The sequence below is a fragment of the Bradyrhizobium sp. USDA3010 genome (assembly GCF_056429065.1).
The window spans coordinates 452,686-477,223 of the sequence record NZ_JBWJZD010000003.1 but is presented as its reverse complement, the minus strand read 5'-3'; the positions used below and the strand labels follow the sequence as shown (position 1 = coordinate 477,223).

Sequence of the window (24,538 nt, the reverse complement as noted above, 5' to 3'; positions counted from 1 at the left end):
TCAACGGAGCGACCAAGTATAGACCACGTATGAATGTTTTGCGACGCGCTTGCCGCCGTGCAGCAAATGCAGCAGCCCGGATGCCAATGACCGGAGGCTCGCGGCAAACCGTCGTTTCGCGCTAGGCTGCGAGCCGAATGAGGAAGCGCCCATGTACCAGCCGCCCGGCGTCAAGACATCGCCCGATCTTCCCGTCCCCGACCTGATGAAGGCCTGGGTCCTTGGTGACCCGGACCAGTTCCTGCTTCGCGAGAAGCCGACGCCGATTCCGTCGCGTGCCGAAGTGCTGGTGCGCATCGACGCGGTCGCGATCTGCGCCACCGATCTCGAAATCATCCATGCCGGGTCGCCGGCAAGCATTCAAGGCGGCGCGCCCTTCAACAAGAACTTTACGCCGGGTCACGAATATATGGGCACGGTGGCCGCGCTCGGTCCAAACGTCGACGAGTTCAGGATCGGAGAGCGGGTCAGCGTCGAGATCCACGCCGGCTGCGGCCAATGCAAACGCTGCCGCCAGGGCATGTACACATCGTGCCTCAACTATGGAAAGCCGGAGAAGGGTCACCGGGCCAACGGCTTTACGACCGACGGCGGATTCGCCGAATACGCGGTCAATCATATCAATACGCTGGCGCGCGTCCCGGATAGCATGAGCGATGCGGAAGCAACCCTCGTGGTGACTGCCGGGACATCGATGTATGGCTTGACGGAATTGGGGGGATTGGTGGCCGGCGAGAGCGTCGTGGTGATCGGCCCAGGGCCGATCGGACTTCTCGCAGTCGCGGTGGCCAAGGCGCTTGGTGCAAGCCCGGTCATCCTGACCGGGACGCGCAACAAGCGGCTGGCGATCGGCCAGGAACTGGGGGCCGACCGCGTCATCAACATCAACGACGAAGACGTCGTTGAGGTCGTGAAGCAACTAACAGGGGGGATCGGCGCGGACTATGTCGTCGAATGTGCCGGCACCGAAGCGACACTCAACCAGGCCATTCACATGACCAATCGCGGCGGCAAGATCTGCCTGGCCGCCTTCCCGCACGAGGCCGCAACGCTGGACATCGCCCACCTCGTACGGAACAACATCTACGCCTACGGCATCCGCGGCGAAGGCCGCAGCGCCACGCACCGCGCGATGGAATTGATGGCAGCGAAGCGATTCGACGCGACCAGGATCCACACGCACACGTTTCCGCTGGCCGACCTGCCGACGGCGCTGAGATATGCGCGGGACCGCGTCGATGACGCAATCAAGGTCGTCGTCACCAATCGGAAAGCCGGTGCGATCGCGAGCGCTGCGGAATAAGGCCGGTTCGGACCGCTCGCGGAACCACGAACCCGAGAGCCTGCTTACACCGAGCAGTAGCGCTCCTTGATCTCGTCGTCGGCAAGCAGCGCCTGCGCCGACGCCTGGTGCACCACCGCCCCCTGGTCCAGCACATAGGCACGATCGGCGATGCCGAGTGCGAGCTCGACATTCTGCTCGACCAGCAAAACCGTCGTTCCCTGCGCCTTCATGCTGCTGAACAGCTCGAACATCTCGTCGACCAGGACCGGCATGATGCCCTCCGATGGCTCGTCCAGCATGATCAGGTCGGGCTTTGCGATCATCGCCCGCGCGATCGCCAGCATCTGCTGCTCACCGCCGGACATCGTGACCGCCTCTTGATCCATGCGCTCGGCCAGCCGGGGGAAGATCGCGGCGATCTCGTCGATCAGCTCGGCTTCCCGCTTCTTCTCCTTCGAGGCAACCAGCCCGAGCCGCAAATTCTCCCGCACGGTCAGTCCCTGCACAATCCGTCGCTCCTCTGGAACGTAGGCGAGTCCCAACGCGAAGCGCACATGCGCCGGCTGGCGCAGCAGCTCTTCACCCTTGAAGGTGACCGAGCCGCGCGCCCGCCCCATCAACCCCATGATCGATTTCAACGTCGTCGTCTTGCCGGCTCCATTGCGACCGATCAGGCAGACGATTTCGCCCTTGCTCACCTCGAGACTGACGTCCTGTAACGCGTGACTTGCACCATACCAGGCATTGAGCTTGCTGATCTGCAGCATTTTTCAATGCTCCCGCTGGCCGAGATAAACGCGCTTCACCGCCTCGTTCTGCCGGACCTCCTGTGGCGTTCCCTCGGCCAGCAGTTCTCCGTGGTGCAGCACGAGGATGCGATCGCTGATCCCCAGCACCAGCTTCATCTTGTGCTCGACGAGGATGACCGTACGCTCCTTGGCGAGTTTCACGATCAGATCCATCATGGTCCGGGTTTCTTCCGGGCTCATGCCGGCCGTCGGCTCGTCCAGCAGCAGCAAGCGGGGCTGGCTGGCAAGCGCCATGCCGATCTCCAGCGCCCGCTGTTCACCATGGGCCAGGGTCCTGGCCGCGCGTTCCCGGGATTCCCACAACCCGACAAGCGCCAGCAGCTCGTCCGCCCGCTCGATCAGTTCGGTCAGGCGCGCACGGGGACGCCAGATATCGTATCGCGACACCAGCGCCTGCAGGCCGACGCGGATGTTCTCTCGTGTCGTAAGCTGCGGAAACACGCTGGTGATCTGAAAGGATTTCGCGATCCCCATATGTGCAAAGCGGTGTTGCGGCAGACCGGTGACATCCTTGCCCTCGAACTCAACGCTGCCTTTCGTCGGCGCAAAGGCGCCGCATAGCAGGTTGAAGTAGGTGCTCTTTCCAGCCCCGTTCGGACCAATAATGGAGGTGATCGCTCCTCTGGAAAACTCAGCCGAGATATTGTTGAGGGCGACAAACTTCCCGAACGTCTTGCCGACGCCCCTGGTGCGCAGAATGATTTCTCCGGCGTGGCCTGCTGCGGCGCTCATCGTCTGCCCCGCGCGATCAGCGTGCCCCAGATGCCCGCCGGGAAGAACAGCACGCATGCAATGAAGATGGCGCCAACGATCAGTTGCCAGTGAACGGTCCACACCGAGACCACATTCTCCAGGACCAGGAAGACCGCAGCACCAATCATCGGCCCGAAGAACGTCCCCATACCGCCCAGGAGAGCGATCATCACGACCAGGCCCGAGGTCTCGTAGTGCAGGATTTCTATCGGAACGATCGACAAATGCAGGGCCTGCAGCGCACCCGCAAGGCCGCAGAAACCGCCGGACAGGACGAAGGTCAGCAATCGCGTCAGGGTCACGTCGTAGCCGGACGCGCGTGCACGCATCTCGTTCTCGCGCACCGCTTCAATTACGGCACCAAAGGGTGACGCCAGAATGCGTGACATCACAAAGAATGCGGCGATCACGAAAGCCGCGATGACGTAGTAGCGAACCATCGGATTGATGAAATCGATCCGCAAGCCGAACAGATCGATGGTGCGGACGTTGATCCCGCGAAGGCCGTTCTCGCCTCCGGTCAAGTCAACCGCCTGGTAGAAAAGGTAGTAGACACATTGCGACAGCGCCATGGTCACCATGGCGAAGTAGATGCCGCGGGTCCTGATCGCGAGCACGCCAATCAAGAGCGCCATCAGCAATCCACCGGCGATCCCTGCCGCAATCGCCGCATACCACGGCCAGCCGAAGTGCACGATGGCGATGCCACAGAGGTAGGCACCGGTCCCGAACAGTGCCGCATGACCGAACGACAACAGACCCAGATATCCGAACACGAGGTTGAAGCCGAGGGCGTACAACCCATAGATCAGGATGTTCACGGCAAGAGCCGTGAAAGGCATCACCAGCGGGAAAACCAGGATAACCGCCGCGACAATGCTGGCACGATGCCGCGTTGCGAACTCGTACCAAGTGCCCGTCCTGGCACCGGGCTGTTTGATCGATTGAGTGGTTTCGGTCATGCCGGGCTCAGCTCATCAATCCGGCGCGGCCGAAGAAGCCCTGGGGACGAACGATCAGAACGATCGCCATCAAGGCAAAGATCGAAACCTTGGCCATCTCGGGTGCGAACAGCGAGGTCATGCTGACCACCACTCCAACCAGCAGGCCTGCCAGGACGGCGCCGCCGATCGACCCCATCCCTCCGACCACGGTCACGACGAAGGCTTCGGCGAGGATCGTGCCGCCCATCTCCGGAATGACGCCTTGAAGCGGTGCGGCCAACAGGCCGGCAAAGCCCGCGATCGCAGTACCGATCCCGAACACGATCAACCAGACCTTGGAAACATCCACCCCAAGAACACGGACGATCTGCGGATCGCGCGCGCCGGCGCGGATAATCAGTCCGAAGCTGGTCTTCTCCAGAAACAGCCAGAGCGCCAGCAGCACGACGGCCGTCGCGCCTATCACAAACAGGCGGTAGAGCGGGAAATAGCCGACACCGATATCGACGGCGCCTTGCAGAACTTCGGGCGTATCGAAAGGATAGCCAGTCTTGCCAAAGGCAATGCGCACGCATTCGACCATCACGTAGCTGAGCCCGAAGGTCAGCAGCAGCGGATAGTCGATGCCGCGGCCGTAAAGCGGCCGGATCAGCACGCGCTCGACGGCAAGGCCGAACAGCCCGATTGCGATCGGCACCGCCACGAGGCAGAACCAGAAATTGCCCCCGATCGAGATCAGATAGAGTCCGACATAGGCGCCAACCATGTAGAACGCGCCATGGGCGAAGTTGACCACCGTCAACATCCCGAAGATCAGCGAGAGGCCGATCGCAAACAGCACATAAATGGCGCCGAGCGCCAACCCGGCAAACAGTTGCAGCGCTATCAGGTCAAAGCTCAGGCCCGCCATTTGTCCCCCTCAGCACGGCGCGCACCGTCCCGCGGCGCGCGCCGTCGCACGAGCTCAGCTCTTGTGGCCGAGCGCTTCGCAGGTACGCAGGTTCTTCTCGTTGGGCTCTTCGGTCGACAGAACCTCGAACACGTCGGACACGTTCCTCAGGTCCTTGGACTTCGACTTGATCACGAGCACCGATTGCACCGACTGGTGGTCGCATTTGCGATAATATTGCGGCCCCTTGTAATCGTCGTACTTCAGAGCTTCCAATGCAGCGACGACCTTGTCGGTCTCGACGCTGCCGGCCCCCTTGACCGCCTCGAGCACGGTCCGAACACCGCCGTAGCCGAGCGCACCGTAGTCGGTGGGCAGCTTGCCGTCGTACATCTTGCGGAACGCATCGTTGAACGCCTTGGTCGAGGCGAATTTGTCCTCGATCCCCCAGTAGAAGGAGCAGCCGCCGACGACGCCTTCGAATGCCTGGGGGCCGGCCGCGACACGGCTGGCATGCGAGAGCAGCGGCGCGATGATCTGGATCGACTTCTTGATGCCAAAATCGGTCGCCTGCTTCAGCGCGATCTGCTGGTCGCGGCCAAAATTGCTGATGCACAGAATATCGGGCTTCAGCGCCTGGAGACGCGGCAACAGCGTGGAGAAGTCAGTCGTTCCCAGCGGATGGCGGATGTCGCCGAGGTTCTCAACGTTGAATTCCTTGCCGACCTCGAGGAAACCGCGAACCATCTCGTGACCGTAGGCGTAATCCGCCGTGAGAAACGCAACCTTCTTGCCGAATTTGGCGAAGGCATAGCGGCCGACCGCGCCTGACGTCATGTGCGGGTTCAACGCTTCGTGGAATGTGTACTTGCTGAAATCGGCCGCCTCGTTGATGGCGTCGGACTGGCTGATCGAATTGAAGATGACGCCGCGCTCTTTGGTGACGTTGTTGATCGCAAGCTGAACTGCCGCGGACAGACTGCCGACGACGAAATTCACCTTCTCCTTCTCGACCAGCTCCAATGTCCGCGTTGCCGCCTCACCGGGATTGAGCTTGTCGTCGCGCACGACGAGTTCGGCCTTGCGGCCGTTGAGACCGCCGGCATCGTTGAACTGGGCGACAGCAAGCTGCCCCGCCCGCACCTGGTCCTGGGCCTCGGCGCCATACGGACCGGTCAAGGGAACGGGGAAGCCGATCTTGATGGGCGCTTCCTCGGCCTGGAGCAGATTGATGCGAAAAGGCGAGACGGCGAGAGCGGCGCCGGCGCTTGCCGTCGTGAGCAGACGACGCCGCGATATCGATCCAGCTTTGGTGACCTTGCTCGTCATGACTATTCCTCCCCAAGAACTGTCTGTGTTTTGTTTATCGTTATCTTTGCCGGAACGTCTCCACCTCAGATTCGTCCCAGGGCCGTCAGGATAACCTGAGGCGTGAGCGGAATCTCGGTAATTGTTGCGCCGAACGGCCGCAGCGCGTCGTTGACCGCGTTGGCAACCGCAGCTGCCGCGCCGGCTGTCCCTGCCTCGCCTGCCCCTTTGGCTCCGAGCTCCGACTCCTGCGTCGGAGACACCACGTGGCCAATCTCGATATCGGGCATCTCGCCGGACATCGGGACCAGGTAGTCCGCCATATTGGCGTTGGTCAGCTGGCCGCGCTCGTCATAAATGCATTCCTCGAACAGCGCCGCGCCGAGCCCCTGCACGACGCCGCCCCGGATCTGCTCGTCGACCAGTTGCGGGTTGATGATGGTGCCGCAGTCTTCGACGACCCAATGCTTCAGCAGCGTCACGAACCCGGTCTCGGTATCGACCTCGAGCCAGGAGGCCTGAGCCCCGTTGGTGAACGCAAAGGGATACTGGCGCGGCACGAAATGTCGGGTCGCCATCAACTCAGGCTGGACGCCCGGCGGGAGGGTATCCGGCCGAAAATAGACGATCCGGGCCAGCTCGCTCAGTTCGATGCGTGAGGCACAATCGTCAGCATTGACGATGCTGTTGTTGACGATATCGAGCCCGCCCGGCGTCGATTGCAGGATGGCCGCGGCGATATCAAGGATATTCTGGCGCAGGGCCTTGGCGGCCTGCAATGCGGCTTCGCCGCCGATGCCGGCACCGCGCGAGGCCCAGGTGCCGCCACCATAGGGCGTGTTGTCGGTGTCGCCCAGGATCACGCGGACCCGTTCCATCGAAACGCCCAGCACGCTGCCCACAATCTGGGCGGTCAGCGATTCCGACCCTTGCCCCTGCTCCGTGATGCTGGTCTGGCAGATCACCGAGCCTTGCGCGTCGAGTCGAACCGCAACGCCATCCTGCGACGAGATTTTCGCGCCACCGACGCCGTAGAAGGCGGCACTGGGATTGGTGACCTCGATGAAGCTGGCGATTCCGATACCCCGGTGAATATTTCTGGCGCGCAATGTCGCTTGCTCAGCACGCAACGCGTCGTAATCCATCATCTGCAGCAGCTTGGCCAGCGAGGCATGATGCGAAAGCTGCTCGAATTTCATGCCGGAAGGTGATGCATAGGGATAGGCATCGTCGGCGATCAAGTTGCGCCGCCGGATCTCGACGGGGTCCATGCCGATCTTCGCTGCGGCAAGGTCGACCAGACCCTCGGTGACCGAACAGGCAATCGGGTGTCCGACCGCCCGGTACTGGCACATCACGTTCTTGTTCTGGAAGACGACCCGCGCTCGCGCCCGATAGTTCGCCGTGACATACGGCCCGCCAACCAGATTGACCACCTGGTTGGCCTCGATGGCGCTGGTGCGCGGATACATCGAATAGGGACCGATCCCCGTCAGGTCGTCGATCTCGAAGGCCGTGATGGTGCCGTCCGGCTTGACGCCGATCCGGCCCCTGCATCGATGATCGCGGGCGTGAATGTCCGCGTTGAAGCTCTCGACACGGTCAGCCACGAATTTGATCGGCCGCCGTAGCAGCTTGGACAGCGCATAGGTCGCCATTTCGTCGGCGTAGATGTGGACCTTGATGCCGAACGAGCCGCCGACATCCTTGCAGACCACCCGGACCTGCGCTTCCCTTAGTCCGAGATGCAGGGCTGCAATGTTCTGCACCATATGGGGGGCCTGCGTGCCCTGGTAGATCGTCAGCCGTGCCTCGGCAGCATTCCAGTCGGCAACGACGGCCCGCGGTTCAAGCGTCACGCCGGTATGGCGCCCGAATACGAAGTCGGCCTCGAACACCTCGGAATCCGACAATGCTTGGTCGACATCGCCGGCATCAAGGGTCCTTTCAAAGGCGAGATTGTCACCGAGCGAAGCGTGAATGACTGGCGTTGCCGGATCGAGCGCGGTGCCCATGTCCGTGACCGCCTCGAGTTCCTCGTAGTCGACGGCAATTTGCTCCATTGCATCTTCAGCCACCGCACGGCTGGTTGCTACAATCGCCGCGACTGCCTCACCCTGCCAGCAGGCCCGATCGACGGCGATCGCGTGCTGCGGCGCCGACTTCAATCCCTTCAGGTGCGAAAGCACACCGACCCACGGCGTGATGACAGCCTCAAGCTCTCGACCCGTGACGATAGAAATGACGCCGGACATACGCCGTGCCGCGTCGGCATCGATCGCCACAATTCTGGCGTGAGCATGAGGCGAACGCAAGAAAACCACGTGCGCCATCCGCGGCAATTCCAGGTCGCTGACGTATTGTCCACGCCCTTGCAGCAACCTGTCGAGGTTCGGCCGAGGTACCGTCTTGCCGATATAGGAATTCGGGCGATCAAGCACCGAAAGTGTCTCCGCTGGCGCACGGGTCACCGTCATGCCGGTCGCTCCGCGCGCGTCCTGGCTGTCGCCTCCACCGCATCCACGATGGCTTGATAGCCGGTGCAGCGGCAATAATTGCCGGAAAGGTGCTCGCGGATCGCTTGACGATCAGGCGCGGGCAAATGCTTCAGCAGGTCCTGCGCCGTCATCAGCATCCCAGGCGTGCAATAGCCGCACTGCAATGCATTGCGTTCGCGAAATGCCGCCTGAAGATCGGCGATTTCGCCGCTGTCGGACAGCCCCTCGATTGTCTCGACTGATGCCCCCTGCGCCTGGACGGCCAGCATTAGACAGGAGCGGACGATCTCGCCATCGATCCGGACCGTGCAGGCACCACAAACGCCGTGCTCGCAACCGACATGGGTTCCGGTCAGCTTCAGATTTTCCCTGAGGAAGTCAGCGAGATTGAGACGCGGCAATACAAATGCATCAATGGGCTCGCCGTTGACCAGAAGCGAAACCGACACCGGAGTGCTCATCTGGTCACTCCCGCTGCCAGATCGGGCCGCGCCAGCAATGCGACCACGCAGCGCCGGAGCAAGACTATAGCAAGATGTCGCCGCATTGCCGCGGTCGCCTGTTGATCCTCCTGTGGATCGAGTTCAACGGCCAACGCTGTCGCGGCTTCTGCAAGCAACGCAGAGGTCACGGTGGCGTTGATCAACCTGCCTGCGGCCGCGGCTAGCAGAGGCCGGTCGCCAACTGCAAAGAAGCCGAGCCGGAGACCCGCAAACTTGCCGTCTGCGACAACAGCTCGCGCGGCGAGACCAACGACGGCGTAGTCACCATGCCGCCGGGCATACTCCTGAAAGAAAAATGTCGAGCCCTGGCCAGCGACTGGCACCTCGATCGCGACAAGCAATTCGTCCGGCGACAGCGCCGTTTCGTAGATGCCCTTGAAAAACTCGGTCGCGGCAATCCGGCGCTCGCCCGTCGGGCCGCGAACAACGATCGTGGCGTCAAGCGCGATAGCGCAGGCCGGCAGCTCCGACGCCGGATCGGCGTGCGCAAGACTACCGCCTATCGTTCCGCGATTGCGAATAGCGGGATGGGCAACGTGGGCAACGGCATCCCGCAATAGCGGCGCGTGCAGCGCAATCTCCGGCGACCTGAGCAGGTCGACATGCCGCGTTAGCGCGCCAACGACCAGCACGCCTGCCCTCACGGCGATGCCACGCAACTCGGTGAGGCCACCGATATCGACCAGAATGTCGGGGGAGATGAGCCGCAGGTTCATGGCCGGCATCAAGCTCTGGCCACCCGACAGAACCTTCGCCTTGTCGCCATGCGCGGCAAGCAACTCCAGCGCATTCACGACGCTGGTTGCGCGGGCGTAGGCGAAAGCCGCAGCTTTCATGTGGGCGTGGCCTCCCGGCCCAATTTTGGTTTGCCCGATTAGAGGGCCGCCCTCCTCAAAGGTCAAGTTTGCTTATCAAGTGATTATTTACGCAGCGGGGCTTGTCTTGGCCCTGGGAAGGCCGCAGGCTCCTCGCCAACTAAAGTTCAACGCAATGGGAGGCGGATGATGAAGCTCGGATTCTTTACGATGCCGATCCATCCTCTCGACAAGGATTGGCGGCAATCACTCCGGGAGGATCGGGAAGCCTTCCTGCTCGCGGACGAGCTCGGGTTCACGGAGGCGTATGTCGGCGAGCATATCACCGACAAAGCCGAGAACATCACCTCCAGCATCGCGTTCATTGCCTGGCTCGCAGCCGCAACCAAGCAGATCAAGCTTGGAACCGGCACCATCAACATGCCGAACACTCATCCGGCAGCGGTTGCCGCATCCGTCGCCATGCTCGATCACATGCTTGATGGCCGCTTCATATTCGGAATAAGCCCCGGCGGATTGCTGTCCGACGCGGAGGTTTTCGGCAATCTCGATGCCGACCGCAATGCCATGTTCCTGGAGGCGATCAATCAGGTTCTCGATATCTGGGCAGGCAAGCCGCCCTATGATCTGCGGGGCAGATACTGGAATGTCTCGGTCCAGCGAACCTTGATCGAGGACATTGGCCAAGGATTGATTGCCCGTCCATTGCAAACCCCTCACCCGCCGATCGTGGTGACCGCGGTCGCGCCGTTCTCAAAAGGCGTTACGGAAGCCGCTGCGCGCGGCTGGGATCCGATCTCGGCGAATTTCCTGATGCCTGCCTGGGTGAAGAGCCAATGGCCGAAATATGTCGAGGGTTGTGCGCGTGTGAACCGGGTCGCCGACCCCGCCAATTGGCGCGTTGCCAAGAGCGTGTTCGTTGCAAGGGACGCAGCAACGGCGAAGGCCTATGCCACGTCGCCCGATAGCCCCTACGTGTACTATTATCACCAGTTGTTCACGAAGCTGAAGCGCGGCGGCCGGCTCGAACTGTTCAAGACGAGGCGGGATCAACCAGACTCGGAGGTCACCCTCGAATCGATCTGCGACAAGCTGATCGTCTACGGCACGCCAGAAAGCGTGGCCGATCAGCTGCTGGCATTCCAAGAAGAGATCGGCACCTTCGGAACCTTGCTCTATGCCGGCAAGGACTGGAAGGATCGCGAGCTTGGCCGCCAATCGATGATCCTGATGGCCGAGAAGGTCTTGCCACAGATCAACGCCGCCGCCGGATCATCCGCGTGACCCAAGGAGTTTCGACGTGGCTTTCACTGATCGCATTCCGTACCAGGCTCAGGTCGACCGACCGAAACTGACGTTGCCTGATGGCAAGAAGCTTGCTGTCTGGATCGTCCTCAATGTCGAGGAATGGCGTATCGAAAATGCGATGCCACGCACCGTGCTGGGTCCACCGATGGGCCAGCCGCTGCTGCCTGACGTGCCGAACTGGTCGTGGCATGAATACGGCATGCGCGCCGGCTTCTGGCGGCAATTCAAAGCCCTCACCGACCGAAAGATACCGGTGACGCTGGCCACGAATGCCAACGTCTGCAACAGCTATCCGCGCGTGGCATCGGCGGCGCGCGAGGCGGGCTTCGAATTCATGGGGCATGGGCTCGTGCAGGGCCCAATGCACAAGGTCGAGAACCAGGCCGATGCGATCAAGCGTGCTGTCGACACGATCGCCGCATTTACGGGCAAGCCACCGCGATCATGGGAAAGCCCGGGCCTGACCGAGACCGAAGAAACACTCGATCTCCTGCGCCTCAACGGGATCGAATATGTGGCCGATTGGGTGATCGACGATCTTCCTCAGGACATCGCGACACCGCACGGAACTGTGACGACGATTCCCTATTCCGTTGAGACCAACGACATTGTCATTCACGCGCTACAGCACCTGCCCTCGGAACAGTTCCTGACGCGCTGTACCGACCAGTTCGATCGGCTTTATCTCGAAGGCGCACAGAACGCGCGGATCATGGCAATCTCGGTGCATCCTTACATCACGGGGGTACCACATCGGATCAAGTACCTGGAGGCCCTGCTCGACTACGTGATAGGCCATGACGGCGTCGCGCTCATGACGGCGAGCGAGATTGGAGATTGGTATCGGGACCAGATGGCGGCAAGGTAATCCGGCTCAGCCGACGACCTTGATCGGCGCCCCCCGACGATCGGTCGCGCTCTCCGCCATCCTCTCAAATCCCGACAGAAAGAGATCCAGCGCATCACTGATCATCTGCGCCTTGTTCTCGAGGACGGGCGCTTCGTAGATGTACTTGCGTACGCCGTAATAGAAGATGCCGCCGTGAAACACCCAGGCCAGCTCCAGTTCGGCCGCGCTGGGCCTGCTCTGCGTGGCGAGGCCGACGTCGTGGCGACATTCCCTGACAATGCGTGTCAGGATCTTGTCCTTGACCATGCCAACATACCAACGATTGATATCGAGGCCCTTCAGTCCAGAGTAGAGATAGATCCGCAGCCATTTTCGGTTGAAGATCGCGTCCGTGTAGCCTTCGTAAAATTCCTGAAGCCGCACGCGGAGTGGACGCGACCGGTCGGAGAGCAACTTTTCCCAGCCGATTTCAAGGGGCTCGAGATAGACCTTGCGGTAGACCTCCTTGATGAGATCGCCCTTGCTCGGAAAGTAGCGATAGAGCAACGGTTGCGTCACGCCGAGCCTGCGAGCAAGGGCACGCGTGCCACCGCCGAACCCCTCCTCGGCAAAAAGCTCTGTCGCCTTGGTGACGAATTCACTGCGACGATCGTCGGCCGACAACCGTCTCTGCTTGGTACGAGTTCGCTTGACGGACGCCTTTCGATTCATGATGCGCTGCCGTCATCGTCGGCCAGAAACCGGCCAAAGCCTCCCCGCGCGAACAGCAGCGGATTGCTCCGGTGATAGGCGTAGGCCTCCACCGCCCCAAGGAAAATGACGTGATCGCCGCCGTAGTAGCGGTTGGCGGCCCGGCATTGGAAATTCGCTACCACGTCGGCAAGCACGGGGGCGTTCCCGAGGCCTGGTGACCAACTCACACCGGCGAATTTGTCACCCGATGATCTGGCAAACTTTATCGCCAGCGTCTGCTGCGACGCATCAAGAACGTTGACCGTGAAATGGCTGGCATTCTGGAAGATCGGCAATCCCTGCGAAAACATCCCCAGGCTCCACAACACGAGTGGTGGGTTGAGCGACACCGACGCAAAGGAATTGCAAGTGATTCCATACGGACGTCCTTCGGTCGACATCGCGGTGACGATCGTCACACCGGTCGCAAACATACCGAGGGCATTGCGGAAGTCGCGGGGATCGATCGTCGAGCTGTCGCTTGCGAGTTCATTGGCCGGATCCGGCGGATATTTTGGTGAGTCGGACATCCGGCCAGCCTCAAAGCGTCAGGTTTTCAGACGGCAGCCCAAGAGCCACCCGTCCGTAATTGGTGCCCGCCGCGTCGAAATTGAAGGCGAGATGCGCGTTCACTGCATGCGCATCGCGAAATTGGCGTTGCAGTGCCCCCGACGTGAACAGGCTGCGCGCCCCGCTCGCTGCAAACAGAAGAGAAACGGCTTCGGTGCACAAATTGACCGCGAACGCGCCATCGCGCCGGAGCCTCGTCTTCGCCGCAATGCTGGGGATATCACCACGCCGAATCTCTGCAAGCACGTCAACGCAATTCGTGCGCATGATCAACCGTGCGGCATCGATCTTCGCAGAAGCCTCGGCGATCTTGATCTGTGTGCTTTGCAGGTCGCCGAGCTTGGCCCGGTTGTATGTCGAGGCACGGTGTCGCGCGATCTCGACATAATCATCAAGGCAAGCCTGGGCATTTCCCAGACCGACCCCAGACAGCACATAGGGGAACAACGAGAAAACCGGAAGCATGTAGAGCGCGTTCGGATTGACGACGCTGCCTGGCGTTGCGCCACCCGCAAGATCGCTGACCGCAACCGTCATCTGCTCGGGAACGAATGCGTCAGTTACTCGCACATCGTTCGATCCTGTTCCGCGCAGGCCCGCCGCGTTCCAGGTGTCGTCGATGCTGTAGTCCCGTCTGTTCAACAGGAAGAGCCGATACTCGACGCCGTCGGCCTCATCATCCGAGGCAACCACGCTCGCGAGCATGTTCCACCCGCACGCTTCCACCCCGGACGAGAACGGCCAATGACCGCTCAGCAAATAACCGCCACTTGTCTTCCTGGCCCGTCCTGCCGGGAAAACAAAGGAAGACGCGATCAGCGTATCGGGATTCTCGCCCCACACGGCGCTCTGCGCCTCGGGCGCGAACATACCCAGCATCCAGTGGTGGCTCGCAAGATTGGCAAAATTCCAGGAAACCGAGGCGTCGCCCAGCCCGAGGGCGTCGGCGCAATCGACCAGCGCAACATAGTCGAGCTCACTGCCTCCGACGCGCTTGGGCTGCAGAATTCGGAAAAGCCCACAATCGTGTAGATCCCGCTCGGTCTCGGGCGGCAAACGGCGCAGTTCTTCGGTCCGCGCCGCCCGTTCACGCAAAGCCGGTGCCAGCGCTCGGGCTCGTGCGACCATGAGCGAATAATGATCCCGATCTGACCCTGGCGGCACCTTGGTGTCGAGCCCGCGGCCAACCTCAACCATGGTCTCTTCCTTCGTTCGATCTCCGAAACATTCGCGCGACCGGTCGTTCGGTTCAGTTTATCGAGCGATCACCAGATATCAAGACGCGCAAGCCTGCGTCCGGCGAATTCAAGGCGCAGAACACTCAACTGCCGCCACCGGGCGTCCGGTGACGGGAACGCTCTCAGCCATGTTTCGTCCGCGCGGGACGCGGCACTCTAGCATTCTCCCGTCCAAGATTCGATGCGCGGCCAAGCTCCGGCCAACGACGGCGGCTTGCCGAAGGGTGCGGCCTACGAACCAGAAACGCCAAAAAGCCCGGCGGCCATTCGACCACCGGGCGCTCTACCTCGTCGAACTTTCGGCAACGGTCAGATCGACCTCGCAGGATCTAGACAAGTTGCTTCCGCCAATACAGCGTGTGCTGCCATGCCCAGGGCGAGGCCGGTTCGAAGAGCCGATACCCCTGCCGGATGAAGTTGTTGGCCGAGAAATGATTGTCTGTCGTATCCGAGACGATCGCCTTCCAGCCGGAGCGCCGCGCGCGCGCTTCCAGCGCACGAGTAAGCCGCACTTGCAGGCCGTGGCCGCAGTGCGGCATCACGACCCCAACGCGGCACAGATATCCGGCGTTGGCAACATGGGTTGACGAAACGACGCCCGCGAATGCAATCGGCTTGAGCCCACGGAAAGCAATCCACCAATACCCCTGCTCGAAGTCGGGCACACGAGTCCCGTCGCAGAAGGTCAGCTGATGAAGCTCGGCGAGCGTATCCGCGACCTCTTCGTCCTGCGCAATGACTCGCTCGATGCGGTGCACAAGTTCGAGCGCCCCGTCACCATTTTCGATCGCCTGCGGCGCTTTGCCCCAGCCGCGATCGAGGATGGCATTGGCTGCGGAGACGCGGGCAGCCGGCGTTGCGCTAGTCGATCGCATCACACCGACCAGTGCGTTGAGTGCGCTTCTCGTATGGCTCCGCGCAAGCGAACGGATTTGCGTAATCGACTTTGCCAACCTACTTCTCCTGCCAATCGGACGGGAGATACTCACTCGGGGCCGTGTCGACGTGCTCCGCCTCTGGGTCGGGCAGCATCAAGCGGAATGCGATCGTAGGAAAATCCGTCTGCTCGCGATCCCGACGTGGGCGCGGAATGAACTGAATGACCTCAGCACTCATGCGGCTGTCTCCCACAGGACGAGGGCTAACAAGCCCGCAAGCGCGAGCGATATCAGATAGGCGGTCATGCAAACCTCGTTGATCGGCCGGCAGCGCACCAGCGCGGCCATCGAATTAAAGATGCGGCAGATCGCGCAGCGGGCGGCGATCTTTGGGGCGCGAACCTTATCCCTGACGAGTGGGGCCGCGGGCGGCGCCGGCTTTCGCCGCGCCGCAGGACCGGCGCGTTCGCGCGCACCGGCCAATTTCATGTTCGTTTCAATGGGTTCGGACGGCGGCTCGCTTGCGACGCTCAGGCGACGGGCCGGGAGGATGTGGCGTCGTGACGTTGCGGCCGCCGTCCGATTGGTGAAACGGCAAACAAAAAGCCCGCCGCGGATTGCTCCGCGCGGGCTCAACAATTTCGGATTTTCGGATTATGCCCCTGAGTTGCCCGACGTGTCAAATGTTTTTGCGAGCTGAACGCGATCGGTAAAATGTGAGGCGTCGGCTTCGACGGTGAGAAACCGCTTGGACCAAAAGTCGGCACATGATCCGGAATCGTAATACGAGCTGCGCCGATCGGCCGTATGCTTGTTGCGATGATGTCAATGTGCCGCTGAGTTGCCCGACGCGTCAAGCGGACAAGCGGCTCACAACATTTGGATCGACATCAGGACAGTTTTGGCTCGCGTTGGTCGACCCGAGCCGCAGTCAGATTGCAAGGAGGAAGCGCCGATGTATTTCGTTGCTGCCGTGCTCGCGGTCCTGTCCGGCCTGTTCTATGCAGCGGGCCATCATGAGATCGGTTCGATCGGTACCGCGATGTGCCAGTATGGCGGCATCTTCTGCGACAGCCCGGTGCTGGTTCTCGTCGGTGCCGGGTTCGCCGCGGCGTGGGGCATGCTCGTCAGCGTGCGCTGATCGTCCCACAGTATTTCGACTATAGCTTTGTGCCGCTGATTTGCCCGACAAGTCAATTCCTGCACTTTGCGTCGGATGCAATCTCGGGAGCGCCCGCATCTACTGCGGTGTGCTAGGATTTGCCGGCTGAACGGGCTTTGGGCCGGGTGGATCAGGCTCGATCGGCCTCTTGGGCTCGGTCGGCATCACCTTTGCGCCGGCCGCGCGCGCCGCCTCGCCAGTCGTTGAGTAGTTGGCGGAAGCGGCCGGCTGCACCTTCGGCTTGCTCCACGGACCGTGGTCGACCACCAGCATGCCCAGCACGCCGAGGATCGCAACCAGGGCCGCGATCAATAGCGGCGTTCCGCCGTGCCGATCTCGATGCTTGACCGAACGACCATCCGATATGCCATACGCCTGCATTGTCATCATCGTCTCCTCTACGGAAACAAGCCGCAACCGGCGTGTAAGTTTCCGGTTCCGCGATGCGAATGCGAGGCATGTTGGTGGAACCAATCCCCAGCTGCTGAATTTCCCCGATATGTGGACGTCGCTACGCGCACGCGCGGATAGCCAGGGTAACGGCCACCCCACCTTTAGTGAAATCGCGGCACGGCACATGAGCTCTGAAACACCCGAGTCTCCGCTTCAGCCCACACTCGGTGAGCGGGCGATCGACACCGCGACGGACGTTTCGCGTACCATCGCGGAGGTGTCGGACGGACTTCGAGCGGCGGCCGATCGCCTCAGCGACGCGATTGCAACCTCGCGCAGGTCGGGCGGCGTCCTCGCGACCGTGAGCGCGGTCACGCGCGAAGCGCCGCTCGCAAGCCTGTTTGTCGCTTTTCTGCTCGGCGTTGCTGCAGCGCGCCGGCGCTAGGGTCGACGCGCCGCGAAGGCCGCCGCCCTAGAACTTGCCTTTCGTCGCGTCCTTGGTTGCGGACATCACGCTTCCGCTGATCTGCCGCATATGTTCGCCGGCATTGGTGAACTGGCTGCGCAGAAATTCCGACTGGATGCGCATCGCCTCCTGCAGATCGGTCGCGTGAACGAGCTTGCGCGCGTGCTCGAACGCCGCCTTCATATTCTGCTCGGTGAACGACAGCGCCTGTTTTGAAATCTCGGTCCCGGTGCCTGGCATCGCTGTCATCGACTTGCTCGCGGCATCAAAGAACAGGCTGAAGGCCTGCTCGGCCTGGTCGATGGTCTTTTCCGCCAGATCGCGCAACTCGGCGGGAACTTCAAGCTTCGGCTCAATCATGATCGCGCCCCCTGAAAAAAGCGTCTGCCGAGGTTAGCATAGATTGTGGCGGCGTCAGCGCCGTATCGCCAAACCATGAGAGGCCCACTTGTTGCAGCCAAGGAAAATTTACCTAGCAGCGACCGGACTGCACCGCAGGCCGATTCCAATCGTGTCAGCACTGTGGCATAGTGATTCGGCCTCGTCGTTGGTCGCGTTCGCGTCTCTTGTGGGGAATAAGGGGATCCGATGCTGCGCGCCGTTCGTCCAACACCGACCTGCACCCGTTTCAAGACCAGCATAGAGATGCCGTGCATGAAGTGCGGCACGCAAATGCGGCTCGCCTTGATCGAGCCGCGCGACCAAGTCTACGACGTGCTGACCTATCGGTGCGCGCCGTGCAACTCCGGCGAAAGCTTCCTGAACGCGCGCTAGGCTATCGGCCCGTTCAGTCGTTCAGGACCGCGGCCCCCGCCTCCGTCAGCTCGGGCTCGCCGTCATACAGTTCGACCAGACCGAGCTCCGTGAGAGCACGCAGATCCTCTTCGCTGACCGGCGACAGTTTGAGCCGGCCGGCCTGGATATCACGGAGGGTCCAGCGCAAGGCGATCGCGCGCTCAAGTGAAACTTCAGCGAATGGATTGTTTGCCATTCGCTTCGACTAGTGCGGCATTTGGATCAGACTTTGTCTTTGCCGCGGCGGCTTCATGGACACCACAGTTTGACGGCGAGCCGGCGCGATCGAGGTGCCCGGCGCCCCGATCGCGTCATCACTCCATATGTCTTCGTAGCGGCGCGGCTCAGTAGCGGTAGGGATCTATATCGAGCAGCGGGAATGCGCTGAACACGCTCGGCAGATTGGTCGGCGTCGCCGGATGCAGATAGGACTTGTCCAGTTCGGCGAAGCTAGTGACGCCGAGCAGCCCAAGGCAGCGGATCACCTCGTCTTCCAGCAATTCAAGCATCCGGACGATGCCTGCCTCGCCCGCCGCGGCGAGCGCCCAGCATTGCAGACGGCCGATCCCGACAAGGTCGGCCCCCGAGACGATGGCCTTCACGATATCAGTGCCACGGCAGATCGAGCCATCGACCATGATCTTGGCGCGGCCTGCGACGGCCTGAACGATCTCGGGCAGGACGTGCATGGACCCGCGGCCGTGGTCGAGCTGCCGTCCGCCGTGATTTGAGACGTAGATCCAGTCGACGCCGTGATCGAGGGCGATCCTGGCGTCTTCCGCGGTGGCGATCCCCTTCAGCATGAGCGGAATCTTGAACTTGTCCTTGATCAACTTCACCGTCCGCCATTCCAGCCCCTTCTGGAAATCGCCGCCGGTGGCGCGGATGCGGCTTTCGCGGACATAGCGCTTGGCGATGTCGCGCTCGCGCCGGCTGTAATGGGCTGTGTCCACGGTGAGGCAGAACGCGGCGTAACCGTTGTCGATGGACCGGCTGACCACATCCTCGACGAACGCATCGTCGCCGCGCACATAGAGCTGGAAGATGCGCAAGGCGTCAGGCGCCGCCTTGGCGGTGTTCTCCAGCCCCGGCTCCGACACCGAACTCAGCATATGCGCCGCGCCGAACGTTCCCGCTCCGCGCGCGACGGCTGCGCCGGCGTCCGGATCGAAGATCTCGAGTGCGCCAACCGGGGCGATCATCACGGGAAGCCGGAGCTTGCGGCCGAAGACCTCGGTGGATGGATCCACATTGATGACGTTGCGCAGCACGCGCGGCCGGAACGCGATCTCGTCGAGCGCCATTCTGTTGCGGCGCATCGTGGTCTCGGTCTCCGAGGCGCCAACGATATAGTCCCAGGCGTTCTGGTTCAGCCTGGCGCGGGCCTTTTGCGCGAATTCGTGCAGATTCTGGAATTCCTCGCCGCTGGCGCCGAGTTCGACGTTGCGCGCCTGCTGAATGGGGGTCCCGTCATTCATGGTCGTTTCTTCTCCCGATTTGGCCGGCACATTAGCCGCAGACAAACCGGAAAAGCTACCACCTTGACCCACGAATCCGGCCAGCGAAGGCCTGCTATTCGCTTGTGAGGTGGATCGGGTTTCGACACGAAGCGGCCGCCTCCAAACTGAGCCGCCCGACGCGCTAGCTGCCCGAGAACCGGTTTCGGTACTCGGTCGGCGACACGCCGAGGTGGCGCAGGAAGGCCCGCCGCATTCGTTCGTCGTCGCCAAATCCCGCGCGCTTGGCAACCTCGACCACGCCGCCGATCTGGCGGCTTTCGAGCAGCAAGCGCGCGGTCTCAACGCGCAGCGCCTCGACACCGCTAGCAGGTGTCATGCCGGTGCGGCTGACATAGGTCCGGGCAAAGGTGCGCGGCGTCATCCCGGCCTTTTCCGCAAGGGTCTCGACCTTGAGGTCGCTCGTGATGTTCTCGATGATCCAGGCGTGCAGCGCGCTGAAGCGTCCCTCGACGTCCGACGCCTGAGCCGCAAGGACGGTCGAGAACTGACTCTGACCGCCCGGCCGCTTCAGAAACACCACAAGTCTGCGCGCGACATCGAGCGCGATGGTGTGGCCGAAATCCTCCTCGATCATCGCGAGCGCCAGATCGATGCCGGCGCTGACACCCGCCGACGACCAGACATGTCCGTCCTTGACGAAAATCGCGTTGGGCTCGACGCGGATGTCGGGAAAGCTGTCCTGCAAACGCGGACAATAGCGCCAGTGCGTTGCAGCACGCTTGCCGTCCAGAATCCCGGTCCAGGCCAACGCAAATGCGCCAAGGCAGACTGAAGCGATACGGCGCGCCTTTGGCAGCGCCTCCGCAATCCAGTTCATCAACTCGGAGTCGTTGCGGATCTTCCAGATGCCGGGTCCGCCGGGGATCACCAGCGTGTCGACCTCGGCGGGCGCAACACTGGCGATCGGCGCCGTGTCGATCATCATACCGACATCGGTCGGCACCAAGCCGCCTGAAGTCGACAAATAGGATAGCGAGTAGTCCGGCCCGGGCAGTTCGATCGCCTCCAGCTCCGCGAACACCTGAGCCGGCCCCGAGATGTCAAGCAAGGTCACGCCCGGAAAGGCAACGATCGCGATCCGCCGCGTCGCTTTCTTGTCGCGCGGCTCGGGCCGGGGCGGCTTGGCAGTTTTCGAGGGCATATTGTCCTTTAAGCCATTCGAGGCTGCCCTGTATAGCTTGCAATCGAATTCTGGAGTTCTGCCATGTCGCGAAATCTGGGCAGCGGATACGAGACGATCAAATCGCCTTGGGCGGATTACGCGATCTACAGTCTCCCCGATGCCTCCCGGGTCGAAGGCCGCGACCGCCAACCGCTGATGGACGCCATGAACGGCATCATTGCCGTCAACTGGCAGGCCACCGAGCCGCATTGGACGGCAACCTCCTCACCCTTCGACCAGAAGTACAGCCTGATCCTCGCCTATGACGGGTCCGGCCTCGTGGCCTTCTCGGTCTACCGCATCCTGCACATGTCGGCCGGACTTGGAATCTATCGCAGCGGGACAGAAGTACTCCCGGCGCATCAGGGCCGCGGCCTCTACGGCTTCTTTACGGCGGAAGTTCTGAAGTGCTCGGGCGCCGCCGAGAGGGCCGACGGCAACGTGCTCTACGGCTGGCGGACCCGCAATCCGATCGTCTGGGCAGCGAACGCTAAAATTTGCGAAAAAGTGACTCCATCGTTGCTCGATGATGCGCAGGACCCGGCGTTGCAGGCGGCCTGTGTCGAGATGTGCACCTCACTCTATCCGGGCAAGCCGCTCGAACTGCCCCACATGATCATGCGGGGCGCTTACGGCCACATTAAACACCATCGGCAGGCCTATCGTGGCACCGCGTCGCTGGTCGATGCTGCGATGTCGCGGAAGATTCCGAATTCAGCAGATGCCCTGTTCTCGGTGGGTTACGCGAGGGTGTGATGTCGATGCTCGGACAACAAGCCGTTTACGCCCCGACGTCGCGCTTCACCGACCGCGCCTATCTCGCCTGGACGGCAGTGGCCATCGCCTACGCCATCGCCTTCCTGCAGCGGGTGTCGCCGCAATCGGTAAGCCTCAGTTTCATGCACGATTTCAACACCGATGCGGCCGGTGTTGCGATGCTCGCCTCGAGCTATTTCTGGGGCTACACCTTGATGCAGATTCCGGCCGGCCTGCTGGTCGATCGTTACGGCGTCAAGCGCGTCGTCCTCCTCAGCATGATCGCCTCGTCGCTCGGCAGCGCAGCGTTCGCGCTGGCGCCGAACCTGCTCGACGTTTTTGCTGCGCGCCTGATTGTCGCCTGCGGCGATGCACTGGTCTTCACGGCACTCCTCAAGCTCGTGGCACAAAGCTTCGCCGACGAGCGGTTCGGCATGATGTCGGGCATCTCGCAGGTCTCCGGCTATGTCGGAGGCGTGATTGCGACCACGCCGCTCGCAGCCGCCGTCTCGGGGTTCGGCTGGCGGGCCTGCTTCCTGTTCATCGCCTGCATTGGTCTCGCCAACCTCGCCTTCGCCAAGCTCGCGCTCAAGCCTGATCCGGCATCGCACAGCAACAAGACGCTGAAGGGCGTCGTGATCGCTGCGCGGCAATCGCTGGCCCATATCGCGAACTGGGGTTGTGCGATGACATTTGCATCGCACTTCGCGGTTGTGACGACGCTGTCGGGCGTCTGGGGCATTCCGATGGTCGCCCACTTCTTCCATATCTCTCCGACGGCTGCCGGCACGCCGCTGCTCGCCTTCATGATCGGCAATGCGTTCGGCTCGATCTTCCTCGGTCACGCCGCCGATCGTGCCGCGGCGGCGCTCGACCGCGCATTGATCGGCATTTGCGTATTGCGCATGCTGCTGATCGCGATGCTGCTGCCGCAGGTCGCCCGGACATTTGGTCTCGCCTACGTCACCGTCGTGTTCACGGCCTTGGGGCTCGTCGCCGGCGGCACCGTCCCGCTGGTGCTGAAATGCGTGAAGAAGCTCTACACCTCCGAACTGATCGGTGTCGGCGCTTCTGTGAACACCACTGCTGCTGGGATATTCGCCGGCGTCTCGCAGCCGATCATCGGCTTTGCGATGCTTGCCGCCAGTAGCGCCTCCGGAACCGACGCCGTGCATAACACGGCTGCGATCGGTGACGGCGGCTACAGCGCCTTGATCGTCATTCTGCTTCTCATGTCGCTGCCGGGCATTGCCGGGCCGCTATTGATGAGAAGCAAGTTGATAGCCCGTTAGTGTCGTTATGAGTGTAGGGGGTGTTATGGAGCGCTTGTTCTTGAGAAAAGGCGAAGTCTCGTCAAACTTTCCGGTCAGCAGCTGGCAGAGCGTGATGTTCTCCGAGTTTGAAGCGCAGATGAGCAGCGAGGCGAGGCCGTTCCCCTGCGTGTTCGGGGTGACCGGACATCGCCAGGACCAGCTCCGCTATCTTTTCCTCGATCCGTATGACGTCGCAGTGCTCGGCGAGCAGCTCGCACAATATGTTTCGGAGGCGCGCTCGTTCGGCCCCAACACTTCTTTGATCGTGTTCACGCGTCCCCGCCCCGTTCAGACGCTCGATGCCTATTATCGCAAGATGTGGCTGACGCTCGACCAGCTCGCGCGCCTGGACAAGAACCCGTGGCCGGCCGAGATTCCGGAACAGATCGACCACCCGATGTGGGAGTTCTCGTTTGCGGGCGAGCCCATTTTCGTCGTGTGCACGACGCCCGCTCATGTGATGCGCCAGAGCCGCCGATCCAGCGCCTTCATGCTCACGTTCCAGCCGCGCTGGGTGTTCGACAAGATCCTCGGGACGGAGAAGGCGGCGACCGCCGCGTTCGCCGAGGTGCGCAAGCGCCTGATCCCGTACGACAGCGCGAGCCCCTCTCCGCTTCTCGGCCGCTACGGCGCGACCGATGGCCGCGAATATCTGCAGTACTTCCTGCACGACGACAACAATGCGAGCGGAGGCTGCCCCTTTGCCAAGCTCGCGCAGAACAAGACGCCAGCTATCGCGAACAAGGAACAGGCAGCATGACCCAAATCATCGCGGGCACGAAGACCGAATTTGCCATCGATCCGGAGATCCTGAACCTGCTCCCGGCCCAGGGGTCCGTCGAGCTGCAGCATGATGCAGCCGGCAAGGTGCACCACTTCCATACCCATCCGGTCGATGAAATCCTGATGATCATCAGCGGCCGGTTGAACTTCATCTGGGACGGCGGAGAGCGGGTCGTCGGTGCCGGCGACACCATCCTGCTGCCTGCCGGCACCCGGCATCAATCCGAAGCGCTCGAGGGCGGTGCAATCTACGTGATCGCGACACAGCCGCCCGCCAGGCCAATGAACAACTAACATCCAGGAAAAACGCGAACACCTCAGGACAGTGAGGGATCGCGCGGCGGCTCAACCGCCAAACGTTCGACCAGCTCGATGACCTCGGAACGCTGGTCGGGCGCAAGTCGAAGGAAAGCCTTCAACAGTCGCAGGCTTTCCAGTGTTTCGCTCGATGGAGCTCCGAGCTTGTTCTGCAGCTCTGCAACGTATGTGGGATTTTTCATCTCGCACCTTAAGTGAGGATTACGAATGGCATACCCAGGTAAACGTGAAGGCTTGGCCCAGAAGGTTGACACCGCAGCGCAAGAGGCCGAACGCCTTGGCCTAACCACGGCAACCCTCATACTCCGGATGGCCCGTCTCGAGATTGATCGGGCGGAGCCCGAGGAAGTTGAAAGTATGCCAAGGAACAACTTGCGCAGCAAGCCGAACTGAGGTCCCGAACGGGCCAGTTCCGGGTCGAAGGCCGCCGGCACGCGGTGGGGGCTCGTGACGTCTGAACGACATCTTGCAAGGCGAGAGGCTTCCCTCT

Annotated in this window: 30 protein-coding genes and 1 pseudogene; 11 read left to right on the top strand and 20 right to left on the bottom strand. The window is 61.9% G+C overall.

Annotation, left to right across the window (positions count from 1 at the left end; genetic code table 11):
• Positions 1-151: 151 nt before the first annotated feature.
• Positions 152-1,303 (top strand): zinc-dependent alcohol dehydrogenase, encoded by a 1,152-nt coding sequence (locus tag AC066Y_RS07815; RefSeq protein WP_478273353.1) that lies wholly within the window; start codon positions 152-154, stop codon positions 1,301-1,303.
• A gap of 44 nt (positions 1,304-1,347) precedes the next feature.
• On the opposite strand, the gene AC066Y_RS07810 is transcribed toward AC066Y_RS07815, so the two are convergent.
• The 8 genes from AC066Y_RS07810 to AC066Y_RS07775 all read right to left on the bottom strand — a co-directional run bounded on the left by AC066Y_RS07810 (position 1,348) and on the right by AC066Y_RS07775 (position 9,825).
• Complete coding sequence (locus tag AC066Y_RS07810) at positions 1,348-2,052, bottom strand: ABC transporter ATP-binding protein (RefSeq protein ID WP_092115584.1); 705 nt, start codon at positions 2,050-2,052, stop codon at positions 1,348-1,350.
• Between the two features lie 3 nt (positions 2,053-2,055).
• Positions 2,056-2,826: an ABC transporter ATP-binding protein gene (locus AC066Y_RS07805; protein WP_478273352.1), complete on the bottom strand. Its 771-nt coding sequence runs from the start codon at positions 2,824-2,826 to the stop codon at positions 2,056-2,058.
• Complete coding sequence (locus AC066Y_RS07800; RefSeq protein WP_478273351.1) at positions 2,823-3,809, bottom strand: branched-chain amino acid ABC transporter permease; 987 nt, start codon at positions 3,807-3,809, stop codon at positions 2,823-2,825. The genes AC066Y_RS07805 and AC066Y_RS07800 overlap by 4 nt, the downstream gene beginning before the upstream one ends.
• 7 nt (positions 3,810-3,816) lie before the next feature.
• Positions 3,817-4,701, bottom strand: coding sequence for a branched-chain amino acid ABC transporter permease (locus AC066Y_RS07795; protein WP_478273350.1), 885 nt, complete (start codon positions 4,699-4,701; stop codon positions 3,817-3,819).
• A 54-nt stretch (positions 4,702-4,755) separates the two neighbouring features.
• The gene (locus AC066Y_RS07790; protein WP_478273349.1) at positions 4,756-6,009 is read right to left on the bottom strand and encodes an ABC transporter substrate-binding protein; all 1,254 of its coding nucleotides are present in this window, start codon (positions 6,007-6,009) and stop codon (positions 4,756-4,758) included.
• A 65-nt stretch (positions 6,010-6,074) separates the two neighbouring features.
• Positions 6,075-8,465: a xanthine dehydrogenase family protein molybdopterin-binding subunit gene (locus AC066Y_RS07785; protein WP_478273348.1), complete on the bottom strand. Its 2,391-nt coding sequence runs from the start codon at positions 8,463-8,465 to the stop codon at positions 6,075-6,077.
• A complete protein-coding gene (locus AC066Y_RS07780; protein WP_092115590.1) occupies positions 8,462-8,947 on the bottom strand; it encodes a (2Fe-2S)-binding protein in 486 nt (161 codons plus the stop codon). The genes AC066Y_RS07785 and AC066Y_RS07780 overlap by 4 nt, the downstream gene beginning before the upstream one ends.
• Entirely contained in the window at positions 8,944-9,825 is an 882-nt protein-coding gene (locus AC066Y_RS07775; protein ID WP_478273347.1) for an FAD binding domain-containing protein, read from the bottom strand. The genes AC066Y_RS07780 and AC066Y_RS07775 overlap by 4 nt, the downstream gene beginning before the upstream one ends.
• Positions 9,826-9,993: 168 nt before the next feature.
• Here AC066Y_RS07775 and AC066Y_RS07770 point away from each other — a divergent pair, with 168 nt between their 5' ends.
• A complete protein-coding gene (locus tag AC066Y_RS07770) occupies positions 9,994-11,088 on the top strand; it encodes an LLM class flavin-dependent oxidoreductase (protein WP_478273346.1) in 1,095 nt (364 codons plus the stop codon).
• Positions 11,089-11,104: 16 nt separating this feature from the next.
• Positions 11,105-11,980, top strand: a complete 876-nt coding sequence (locus tag AC066Y_RS07765; RefSeq protein ID WP_478273345.1) for a polysaccharide deacetylase family protein — start codon at positions 11,105-11,107, stop codon at positions 11,978-11,980.
• A gap of 6 nt (positions 11,981-11,986) precedes the next feature.
• On the opposite strand, the gene AC066Y_RS07760 is transcribed toward AC066Y_RS07765, so the two are convergent.
• The 6 genes and pseudogenes from AC066Y_RS07760 to AC066Y_RS07735 form a co-directional block, all read right to left on the bottom strand.
• Positions 11,987-12,625, bottom strand: a complete 639-nt coding sequence (locus AC066Y_RS07760; protein ID WP_478273344.1) for a TetR/AcrR family transcriptional regulator — start codon at positions 12,623-12,625, stop codon at positions 11,987-11,989.
• Positions 12,626-12,669: 44 nt separating this feature from the next.
• Entirely contained in the window at positions 12,670-13,224 is a 555-nt protein-coding gene (locus AC066Y_RS07755; RefSeq protein WP_478273343.1) for a flavin reductase family protein, read from the bottom strand.
• 10 nt (positions 13,225-13,234) lie between these two features.
• The gene (locus AC066Y_RS07750; protein WP_478273390.1) at positions 13,235-14,392 is read right to left on the bottom strand and encodes an acyl-CoA dehydrogenase family protein; all 1,158 of its coding nucleotides are present in this window, start codon (positions 14,390-14,392) and stop codon (positions 13,235-13,237) included.
• 439 nt (positions 14,393-14,831) lie between these two features.
• Positions 14,832-15,167, bottom strand: coding sequence for a GNAT family N-acetyltransferase (locus tag AC066Y_RS07745; RefSeq protein WP_478273389.1), 336 nt, complete (start codon positions 15,165-15,167; stop codon positions 14,832-14,834).
• 45 nt (positions 15,168-15,212) lie between these two features.
• A pseudogene (locus AC066Y_RS07740) lies at positions 15,213-15,455 on the bottom strand (hypothetical protein); the annotation flags it as partial.
• A gap of 1 nt (position 15,456) precedes the next feature.
• Positions 15,457-15,618, bottom strand: coding sequence for a hypothetical protein (locus AC066Y_RS07735; RefSeq protein WP_478273342.1), 162 nt, complete (start codon positions 15,616-15,618; stop codon positions 15,457-15,459).
• A gap of 66 nt (positions 15,619-15,684) precedes the next feature.
• On the opposite strand from AC066Y_RS07735, the gene AC066Y_RS07730 reads away from it, so the two are divergent.
• Positions 15,685-16,080: a hypothetical protein gene (locus tag AC066Y_RS07730; protein ID WP_478273341.1), complete on the top strand. Its 396-nt coding sequence runs from the start codon at positions 15,685-15,687 to the stop codon at positions 16,078-16,080.
• Between the two features lie 255 nt (positions 16,081-16,335).
• Entirely contained in the window at positions 16,336-16,521 is a 186-nt protein-coding gene (locus AC066Y_RS07725) for a hypothetical protein (protein ID WP_229164048.1), read from the top strand.
• A gap of 99 nt (positions 16,522-16,620) precedes the next feature.
• Here AC066Y_RS07725 and AC066Y_RS07720 read toward each other — a convergent pair whose 3' ends face one another.
• Complete coding sequence (locus AC066Y_RS07720; protein WP_478273388.1) at positions 16,621-16,923, bottom strand: hypothetical protein; 303 nt, start codon at positions 16,921-16,923, stop codon at positions 16,621-16,623.
• 196 nt (positions 16,924-17,119) lie between these two features.
• Here AC066Y_RS07720 and AC066Y_RS07715 point away from each other — a divergent pair, with 196 nt between their 5' ends.
• A complete protein-coding gene (locus tag AC066Y_RS07715; RefSeq protein WP_478273340.1) occupies positions 17,120-17,380 on the top strand; it encodes a hypothetical protein in 261 nt (86 codons plus the stop codon).
• A 27-nt stretch (positions 17,381-17,407) separates the two neighbouring features.
• Here AC066Y_RS07715 and AC066Y_RS07710 read toward each other — a convergent pair whose 3' ends face one another.
• Entirely contained in the window at positions 17,408-17,761 is a 354-nt protein-coding gene (locus tag AC066Y_RS07710; protein WP_021080362.1) for a phasin, read from the bottom strand.
• A 228-nt stretch (positions 17,762-17,989) separates the two neighbouring features.
• Here AC066Y_RS07710 and AC066Y_RS07705 point away from each other — a divergent pair, with 228 nt between their 5' ends.
• The gene (locus AC066Y_RS07705; protein WP_478273339.1) at positions 17,990-18,175 is read left to right on the top strand and encodes a hypothetical protein; all 186 of its coding nucleotides are present in this window, start codon (positions 17,990-17,992) and stop codon (positions 18,173-18,175) included.
• Between the two features lie 13 nt (positions 18,176-18,188).
• Here AC066Y_RS07705 and AC066Y_RS07700 read toward each other — a convergent pair whose 3' ends face one another.
• From AC066Y_RS07700 to AC066Y_RS07690, 3 genes are all read right to left on the bottom strand, one after another.
• Positions 18,189-18,392, bottom strand: a complete 204-nt coding sequence (locus tag AC066Y_RS07700; RefSeq protein ID WP_478273338.1) for a hypothetical protein — start codon at positions 18,390-18,392, stop codon at positions 18,189-18,191.
• Between the two features lie 148 nt (positions 18,393-18,540).
• Positions 18,541-19,674, bottom strand: coding sequence for an alpha-hydroxy acid oxidase (locus AC066Y_RS07695; protein ID WP_478273337.1), 1,134 nt, complete (start codon positions 19,672-19,674; stop codon positions 18,541-18,543).
• 163 nt (positions 19,675-19,837) lie between these two features.
• Complete coding sequence (locus AC066Y_RS07690) at positions 19,838-20,857, bottom strand: GlxA family transcriptional regulator (RefSeq protein ID WP_478273336.1); 1,020 nt, start codon at positions 20,855-20,857, stop codon at positions 19,838-19,840.
• 63 nt (positions 20,858-20,920) lie between these two features.
• Here AC066Y_RS07690 and AC066Y_RS07685 point away from each other — a divergent pair, with 63 nt between their 5' ends.
• Genes AC066Y_RS07685 through AC066Y_RS07670 form a run of 4 tightly spaced genes read left to right on the top strand, consistent with a single transcriptional unit; the run spans position 20,921 to position 24,024 of the window.
• On the top strand, positions 20,921-21,634 hold the full coding sequence (locus AC066Y_RS07685) for a hypothetical protein (RefSeq protein WP_478273335.1): 714 nt from the start codon (positions 20,921-20,923) through the stop codon (positions 21,632-21,634).
• A complete protein-coding gene (locus AC066Y_RS07680; RefSeq protein WP_478273334.1) occupies positions 21,634-22,926 on the top strand; it encodes an MFS transporter in 1,293 nt (430 codons plus the stop codon). Before AC066Y_RS07685 ends, AC066Y_RS07680 begins: the two co-directional genes overlap by 1 nt.
• Before the next feature lie 40 nt (positions 22,927-22,966).
• The gene (locus AC066Y_RS07675; protein ID WP_478273333.1) at positions 22,967-23,707 is read left to right on the top strand and encodes a YqcI/YcgG family protein; all 741 of its coding nucleotides are present in this window, start codon (positions 22,967-22,969) and stop codon (positions 23,705-23,707) included.
• On the top strand, positions 23,704-24,024 hold the full coding sequence (locus AC066Y_RS07670; protein WP_092115609.1) for a cupin domain-containing protein: 321 nt from the start codon (positions 23,704-23,706) through the stop codon (positions 24,022-24,024). Before AC066Y_RS07675 ends, AC066Y_RS07670 begins: the two co-directional genes overlap by 4 nt.
• Positions 24,025-24,047: 23 nt before the next feature.
• Here AC066Y_RS07670 and AC066Y_RS07665 read toward each other — a convergent pair whose 3' ends face one another.
• Positions 24,048-24,230 (bottom strand): hypothetical protein, encoded by a 183-nt coding sequence (locus AC066Y_RS07665; RefSeq protein WP_092115610.1) that lies wholly within the window; start codon positions 24,228-24,230, stop codon positions 24,048-24,050.
• Between the last annotated feature and the right edge of the window lie 308 nt (positions 24,231-24,538).